The 7,422-nt window shown below is 63.0% G+C and carries 7 protein-coding genes and 1 pseudogene; 1 reads left to right on the forward strand and 7 read right to left on the reverse strand.

What is annotated here, in order from left to right; translation table 11 throughout:
• The 7 genes and pseudogenes from WCE35_RS22870 to aroA all read right to left on the reverse strand — a co-directional run.
• Positions 1 to 189: pseudogene (locus tag WCE35_RS22870) on the reverse strand (DUF1049 domain-containing protein); the annotation flags it as partial.
• 77 nt (positions 190 to 266) lie between these two features.
• Complete coding sequence (locus WCE35_RS22875; RefSeq protein ID WP_424595588.1) at positions 267 to 575, reverse strand: integration host factor subunit beta; 309 nt, start codon at positions 573 to 575, stop codon at positions 267 to 269.
• Positions 576 to 747: 172 nt separating this feature from the next.
• The gene (gene sppA / locus WCE35_RS22880) at positions 748 to 1,728 is read right to left on the reverse strand and encodes a signal peptide peptidase SppA (RefSeq protein WP_424595589.1); all 981 of its coding nucleotides are present in this window, start codon (positions 1,726 to 1,728) and stop codon (positions 748 to 750) included.
• A gap of 171 nt (positions 1,729 to 1,899) precedes the next feature.
• Complete coding sequence (gene rpsA, locus WCE35_RS22885) at positions 1,900 to 3,600, reverse strand: 30S ribosomal protein S1 (protein ID WP_424595590.1); 1,701 nt, start codon at positions 3,598 to 3,600, stop codon at positions 1,900 to 1,902.
• A 580-nt stretch (positions 3,601 to 4,180) separates the two neighbouring features.
• Entirely contained in the window at positions 4,181 to 4,810 is a 630-nt protein-coding gene (gene cmk, locus WCE35_RS22890) for a (d)CMP kinase (RefSeq protein ID WP_424595591.1), read from the reverse strand.
• 382 nt (positions 4,811 to 5,192) lie between these two features.
• Positions 5,193 to 5,810, reverse strand: a complete 618-nt coding sequence (locus WCE35_RS22895) for a hypothetical protein (protein ID WP_424595592.1) — start codon at positions 5,808 to 5,810, stop codon at positions 5,193 to 5,195.
• Positions 5,811 to 5,820: 10 nt separating this feature from the next.
• Positions 5,821 to 7,158 (reverse strand): 3-phosphoshikimate 1-carboxyvinyltransferase, encoded by a 1,338-nt coding sequence (gene aroA, locus WCE35_RS22900; protein WP_424595593.1) that lies wholly within the window; start codon positions 7,156 to 7,158, stop codon positions 5,821 to 5,823.
• Between the two features lie 148 nt (positions 7,159 to 7,306).
• Between aroA and WCE35_RS22905 the strand changes: the two genes are divergently transcribed.
• The coding region (locus WCE35_RS22905) for a TIGR02300 family protein (RefSeq protein ID WP_424595594.1) at positions 7,307 to 7,422 on the forward strand (116 nt) is incomplete at its 3' end.

Raw genomic sequence — 7,422 nt, forward strand, 5'->3', positions numbered from 1 at the left:
ACCCGCGATCACGCCGGCCATCGCCACCGCGATGATGATGACGAACAGCGGCAGCGTGACCGCAATGGCTGGATCAACGGAATTGAACGGATCGAACGACACCGTCACCAGATGACGGTTGGCCACCGCGAACACCACGAAGATGAGCCCCAAGGGAATGACGACCAGCGCCGTGAAGTACTTTCGCATGACCATCTCTTCTGTCGATGGAGAACGCCGGGCACATGGCCCGCAACGCGGCTATTGGCGCGACGCAATACGAACGTCTACGCGCCGGCGCCGGGCCCGCTGCCATTGTCCCGATTCAGGCGCTCGCGCATTTCCTTGCCCGTCTTGAAGAACGGGACGCTCTTCTGATCAACCGGCACATGCGCGCCCGTGCGCGGATTGCGTCCGGCCCGGGCCGGACGATGCTTGACCGAGAAGGCCCCGAAACCGCGTAATTCTACCCGGTCGCCGCGCGCCAGGGCGGCGACGATCTCATCGAGAATTGCGTTCACGATGTTCTCGACATCCCGCTGATAGAGATGCGGGTTGTGCTCGGCGATGCGCTGAACGAGTTCGGATTTGATCATCGAGAAGGGTGCCCGGAACCTTGCGGATGTCCATTTCCGTGAAAATGCCTTGCACTGTCAAGACGCTAAATCGATTTTGCGCGGCGCGAAAACGCGTGACAAACCGACCGATCGGGGATTGTGACCGTTACCGTTGTGCGGGAACTCGACAGCAAAAGCGCCCCTGCGCGGTTCAATTGGGACCGGCGGGATGCCACAGCGCCAGCATGCCATCGAGACCCAGGCGGTCGATCGCCTGCGCGACGCCGGCCTGCTCGACCTGGCGCGCAATCGCGCTCAAACCGAGCGCATCGAGGGTAACGGACGCCGCGGTTCGCAAAAAGGTCAGGTCGCCGAACCGCGGGGTCAGCTTGAAATCGCGCACCGGCAGGTCGCCCTTGATCTTCTTCTCGGCGACCAGCCATGCGACCGCGGTTTTCTCGTCGCCGAGCTGATCGACCAGCTTGAGATCGACCGCCTGGCGGCCGGTGAAGACACGTCCGTCGGCGACCTTTTCGAGCAACGTGTCGTCCATGCCGCGCCGCTCCTTCACAAGATCGCGAAACCAGGCGTAGGAATCCCTCACCAGCGCATCCAGCGCCGCCCGCGCTTCCGGACTGGTCGGCTCAAAGCCGTTGGGCGCCGCCTTCAGCGGCGAAGACTTCACTTCCTCGACCTTGACGCCCACCGTCTTCAGGAACTCGCTGAAATTCGGAAACTGGAACAGCACGCCGATCGAGCCGACCAGCGAGCTCTGCTGCGCAATGATGTGATCGGCGGCGATCGCCGTGATGTAGCCGCCCGACGCGGCCAGTCCTTCGACGACCACGACCAGCGGTTTCTTGGCTTTCAGGCGCACCAGCGCGTCGTAAAGCTGCTCGGCGCCGGCGGTGGTGCCGCCCGGCGAATTGATATGGACGATGACGGCCGCGGCATGCGACTTCTCCAGCCGCTCCAGCGCCTCGACGCGCTCGCGGTCGCTGCGGATCAGGCCTTCGATGCTGATGCGCGCGATCGAGCCCGATGTGGTCAGCGAGCTTCGGCCGCCGGGCGTCGCGATCACGCCGACGGCGACGACCGCGGCGATTGCGACGACCGCGGCCGCGACGCGCCAGAACGTCAGCTTGCGGCGGATTCTGCGGCGATCGACGATCACGTCCGAATCAAGCGACATTGAAATTCTCCCGAAATGTCCCGCGCGTTTTGCAATCACCGCGTAACCAGCCGGCTATCTGATTACATCAATTCCAACGCAATATGAAGAAAACAAGGCTACGCGACCCCCGCAATAAAAAGGGCCCCGGTCGAAACCGGGGCCCAGCCTTAAGGAGGAGAAGGCGAAAGCCTACTTGTCGCGGTTCTTGAGCGCGGTACCGAGAATGTCGCCCAAGGTCGCCCCCGAATCGGAGGAGCCATACTGGGCGATGGCTTCTTTCTCTTCGGCCACTTCCAGCGCCTTGATCGAGACCTGCACCTTGCGGGCCTTCTTGTCGAACTGGATCACCCGCGCGTCGACCTTCTCGCCGACCGCGAAACGGTCCGCGCGCTGATCGTTGCGATCGCGGGCGAGTTCAGACCGCTTGATGAAGGTGGTAAAGTCGGTGCCGGTGATCTTCACCTCGATGCCGCTTTCCTTCACCTCCAGCACTTCGCAGGTCACGACCGCGCCCTTCTTGACGTCGCCCGGCTCGGCGAACGGATCGCCTTCGAGCTGCTTGACGCCGAGCGAGATACGTTCCTTCTCGACATCGACATCGAGCACCACGGCCTTGACCATGTCGCCCTTCTTGAAGTTGTCGATCACCTGCTCGCCCGGAAGCTTCCAGTCGAGATCCGACAGATGAACCATGCCGTCGACGTCGCCCTCGAGCCCAAGGAACAGGCCGAACTCGGTCTTGTTCTTGACCTCGCCTTCGACGGTGGAGCCGACCGGGAATTTCTCGACGAACACTTCCCAGGGGTTCCGCATGGTCTGCTTGAGGCCGAGCGAAATGCGGCGCTTGACCGAATCGACTTCGAGAACCTGCACTTCGACCTCCTGCGAGGTCGAGACGATCTTGCCGGGGTGCATGTTCTTTTTTGTCCACGACATTTCCGAGACGTGGATCAGGCCTTCGATGCCCGGCTCCAGTTCGACGAACGCACCGTAATCGGTGATGTTGGTGACGCGGCCGGTGAAGCGGGAATTGAGCGGATACTTCGCCTCGATGCCCTGCCACGGATCGTCCAGCAACTGCTTCATGCCGAGCGAGATGCGGTGGGTCTCGTGGTTGATCTTGATGATCTTGACCTTCACGGTCTGACCGATGGTCAACACCTCGGTCGGGTGATTGACCCGGCGCCAGGCGATATCGGTGACGTGCAGCAGGCCGTCGATGCCGCCGAGATCGACGAACGCACCGTAATCGGTGATGTTCTTGACCACGCCGTCGATCACCTGACCTTCTTCGAGGTTTTGCACCAGCTCCTGGCGCTGCTCGGCGCGGGTCTCTTCCAGAACCGTGCGGCGCGACACCACGATGTTGCCGCGGCGGCGATCCATCTTGAGGATCTGGAACGGCTGCGAGTTGTTCATCAAGGGCGCAACGTCGCGGATCGGGCGGATGTCGACCTGGGAGCGCGGCAGGAACGCCACCGCGCCGTCGAGATCGACGGTGAAGCCGCCCTTGACCTGGTTGAAGATGACGCCGTGCACCTTCTCGTTGTTGTTGAACGCCTTCTCGAGCTTGCCCCAGCTCTCCTCGCGCCGCGCCTTGTCGCGCGACAGCACGGCCTCGCCGAGCGCATTCTCGATCCGGTCGAGAAACACCTCGACCTCGTCGCCGACCTTGAGATCGCTTTCACGGCCGGGTCCGGCGAATTCGCGCAGCGCCACGCGGCCTTCGGTCTTCAGGCCGACGTCGATGACGGCCATGTCCTTTTCAATTGCAACCACCTTGCCCTTGATGACCGAGCTTTCCTGCAAATTGCCGCCGGCAAAGGACTCATCAAGCATCGCGGCGAAATCATCGCGGGTAGGATTATAAGAAGCAGCAGTCGAAGCCATTTGTTCTCCAGATGCGGGTGTCGCCGGCGGTTCGGGTTACAGGGCGTATCGCGCGTGAAGCGTCAGAGGTCCGCAAACCCTAACGACCGCTTTTTGCGGGAGGCGCAAAAGCGGGCCGGCAGCATGCCCGCACGTTCGATACGTTGATGGCGCGCATTCCGCAAAAGCGGGTACCGGTTTTGCGAAAACAATGCGCGCGACTTTAGACGTCCGGGGCCTGAAACGAGCATCTCGACGTTCAAGAGCCTGGAGCGGGCTTTCCTCCAATGACGGCATCGGTTTAGTTTGAAAGCGTTCAAACCCGGTGCCGGCCCGCTCGGACAGCCCTGATCTCGTCGATGGCGGCCCGGATGGCGCTGATATAGCGCCCGATGCCGATCCGGGCAAGCCGGAAGCGCCTCATTTACGGAGCGTTAACGCCGGCGGTGCCGTGCGCCTCCCGCGCAAAGGCGGTGTTTCGACGGCGCGTTGACCGCATTGTGCCAAAGGCCGGTCCGAACCCGGCGCTGGAACCCACGCTCAAGCCGCCCCCACACGATGGCTCCGTCCGACCGCTACTGGTCGAAGAACGAAACGGCGCTCAACGCCTGGCGCGGACCGCCTCGACGATGGCGATGGCGGCGCGAACGCCGGCCTCGATATCGAGATTGGAATTGTCAAGAATGTGGGCGTCGGCGGCTGCCTTCAGGGGGGCGACAGCGCGATTGCGGTCGCGTTCATCGCGCCTGAGGATATCCGCCAGCACCGCCGCTTCGTCGGCCGCTTCGCCGCGGGCGCGGGCTTCCAGCGTCCGCCGCCGCGCCCGCACATGGGGGTCAGCCACGACGAAGATTTTCACGTCGGCGTGCGGGCAGATCACGGTTCCGATGTCGCGGCCATCGAGCACCGCCCCCGGCGGATCGGCGGCGAACTGCCGCTGAAAATTCAAAAGCACCTCCCGCATTTTCGGAATCGCCGAAACCACCGAGGCGGCGTCGCCGACCTCCTGGGTCTTGAGCGCGGGATTGCCGAATTTTTCGGGATCGAGCTCGAGCGCCGCGGAGACGGCGAGCATCTCGTCGGTCAGCTCGGCGCCGGCGTCGAGCAGCGCCTTGGCAACCGCGCGATAGATCACCCCGGTATCGAGGTGACGATAACCGTAATGCTTGGCGAGCCGCTTGCCGAGCGTGCCCTTCCCCGATGCAGCCGGTCCGTCGATGGCGATGATCATTTTGACTTATGTATCAGATGAAGGGAGGCCGCGGGCCCGCCGTAGCGGCCGCTCCTCGGTGAAGATATTGCGTGACGCGAATTCGGCGGGACTGGAGAAGGTCAGATATTCCCTGAAGCCTCGGTCCAAGATTGGCGAGGCGTGCCAGGCGCGATCAAGATACCTCGCAGGCGAATATGCCCAAGAGGGAACCCTGGGAAATTTGAATTGGTGGGCAAGATATTCAGCGACGGCCCCAAACAATCCATCCAGCCGCGGATCGCCGGTCGGCGGCGGTTCGTCCGCAAGCATGGAACATCGCAACTCCGGCGTTGTCGCCAGATAGAATTCGTCAAGGAATTCCGGAAGCGCTTTGTCGAGCGACTGACCCGAGACAACGAGTTCAGCGGTCCGTGCGAGGGTAGCTGGGCGCATCGATTGGCGTACCTCCAGAAAAAAGCCGTTTTAGCACGAAACGCTGCTTGTCGGCGTCCGCGGCGCTATTTGGAAAGAATTCGGCGAGAATTTCGATCGCCTCCTCGATGCCGGCGAGATTGAGAGCCTTCAACAGGTGAGCTATATCGGCCGTATCCTGCTGGCCTTTTTCAAAATCCGAAATCCGGAGGGCCTTGAGCTTCAGCGCCAGCATGTATCTCGCCGTCGGCACGAAGACCGCAAGTCCAACATTTTCGCCCGATCTTGGAAAAGTGCCGAATGCAGTCAGGTCCCGATCCGCCTGTGCAAGATGGCTCAGATGAAACGTCACAGCATCATTGAGCCAGGTGCTCGACCACTCATTCTCAACGGCAATCCGTTCCACGATGTCCGAGAGCCAGGCGGGCCATTGCTTTCCAATTTCGGCAATATCGACATCCTCGGTGGCAAACCGGAAGTTGCTCGCGAGCATCAGCGCGGAGCCTCCGTAGACCGCGATCTGCAGCTTGGTTCCCGCCGCCACCGCCGCGCGACCGATCCGATCGAAGGCGTCCAGCAACGCATCGCGGCCGAAGGCTGGGCTCATCGCGGGCGCCTCATGCAAATTCCGCCCCGAGAGCGCGCATCATGGGGATGAAATCCGGAAAGCTGGTGGCGATGAAGGCGGTGTCGTCCACCTTGACCGGCCGGTCGGAGGCAAGCCCCATCACCAGCGCCGACATCGCGATGCGATGATCCATGTGGGTGGCGACGAGGCCGCCACCGGGCACGTGCCCCCTACCCTCGACGATCAGATCGTCGCCTGCGATCTCGACCTTGACGCCGTTGACGCGCAGCATGTCGGCGGTGGCGGCAAGCCGGTCGGATTCCTTGACCCGCAATTCCTGCAGGCCGCGCATGATGGTGGTGCCTTCGGCGAAGGAAGCCGCGACCGCCAGCACCAGATATTCGTCGATCATTGAGGGCGCCCGTTCCGGCGGCACGTCGACGCCGCGCAGTTTTGAGGCGCGCACGCGCAGTTGCGCCATCGGCTCGCCGGCACCGCCGCGCATTTCGCTTTCCTCGATTGAGGCGCCCATCTCGCGCAGCGTGGCGAACAGGCCGGTGCGCAGCGGGTTGGTCATGACGTCGGCAAGAACGATGTCGGAGCCGTCGACGATCAGCGCCGCCACGATCGGAAACGCCGCCGACGAGGGATCGGCCGGCACCACGACCCCGGCGCCGTGCAGTTCAGGCTGGCCCGTCAGGGCGATTTTGCGGCCGTGGCTGCCTTCCCGGGTCGAGGTGAGTTCCGCGCCGAAATGCTTGAGCATCAATTCGGTATGGTCGCGGCTGGCTTCCTTTTCGATCACCGTGGTGACGCCGGGCGCGGCGAGCCCCGCCAGCAGCACCGCGGATTTGATCTGGGCCGATGCCACCGGCGTCTTGTAGAGGATCGGCACGGGATCGCGCGCGCCGTGCAGCGTCAGCGGCAGCCGGCCGCCATCTTTGGCCGCGCTGGTCTTGGCGCCCATCAATTCGAGCGGGTCCAGGATGCGCCGCATCGGCCTCGAACGCAGCGAGGCGTCGCCGTCGAAAACCGCCGTGATCGGGCAACCGGCAACCGCCCCCATCACCAGCCGGCAGCCGGTGCCGGAATTGCCGAAATCCAGCGCAGCGGCCGGCTGCGCGAAGCCCGCCACGCCGACGCCCCGCACCGACCAGGCGAACGGGCCGGTCCGCTCCACTTTGGCCCCCAGCGCCCGCATGGATTTGGCGGTGTTGAGCACGTCTTCGCCCTCCAGCAGACCCGAAATTCGGGTTTCGCCGACCGCCAGCGCGCCCAAGATCAGGGCGCGGTGCGAAATCGACTTGTCGCCGGGAATTCGGACCTTCCCGGCCAGGGGACCGCTCAAACGGGCTTGCAGCGGGGTCGGATGGGTTGAATGGGTCAAGTTTATGGTCCTCTCGCGCGCGCGGCAGGTATCACATAGGCGATACCGCGTCACCCGCCCGTCAAATGCCCGCAAACCGCTATTGACAGCAGCGCCTCAACTAGCCAAGTGAAGCACCGTTTTTCGAAAAATTCCCAGGATTTCACACGTGGCCAAGTCCGATCTCGGAACCAAACGCATTTGCCCGACGACGGGCAAGAAATTCTACGACCTGAACAAGAATCCGGTGATCTCGCCCTATACCGGCGAGGTCGTGCCGATTGC

Origin of the sequence: Bradyrhizobium sp., assembly GCF_049691595.1 — a bacterium.
Classification (GTDB): domain Bacteria; phylum Pseudomonadota; class Alphaproteobacteria; order Rhizobiales; family Xanthobacteraceae; genus Bradyrhizobium.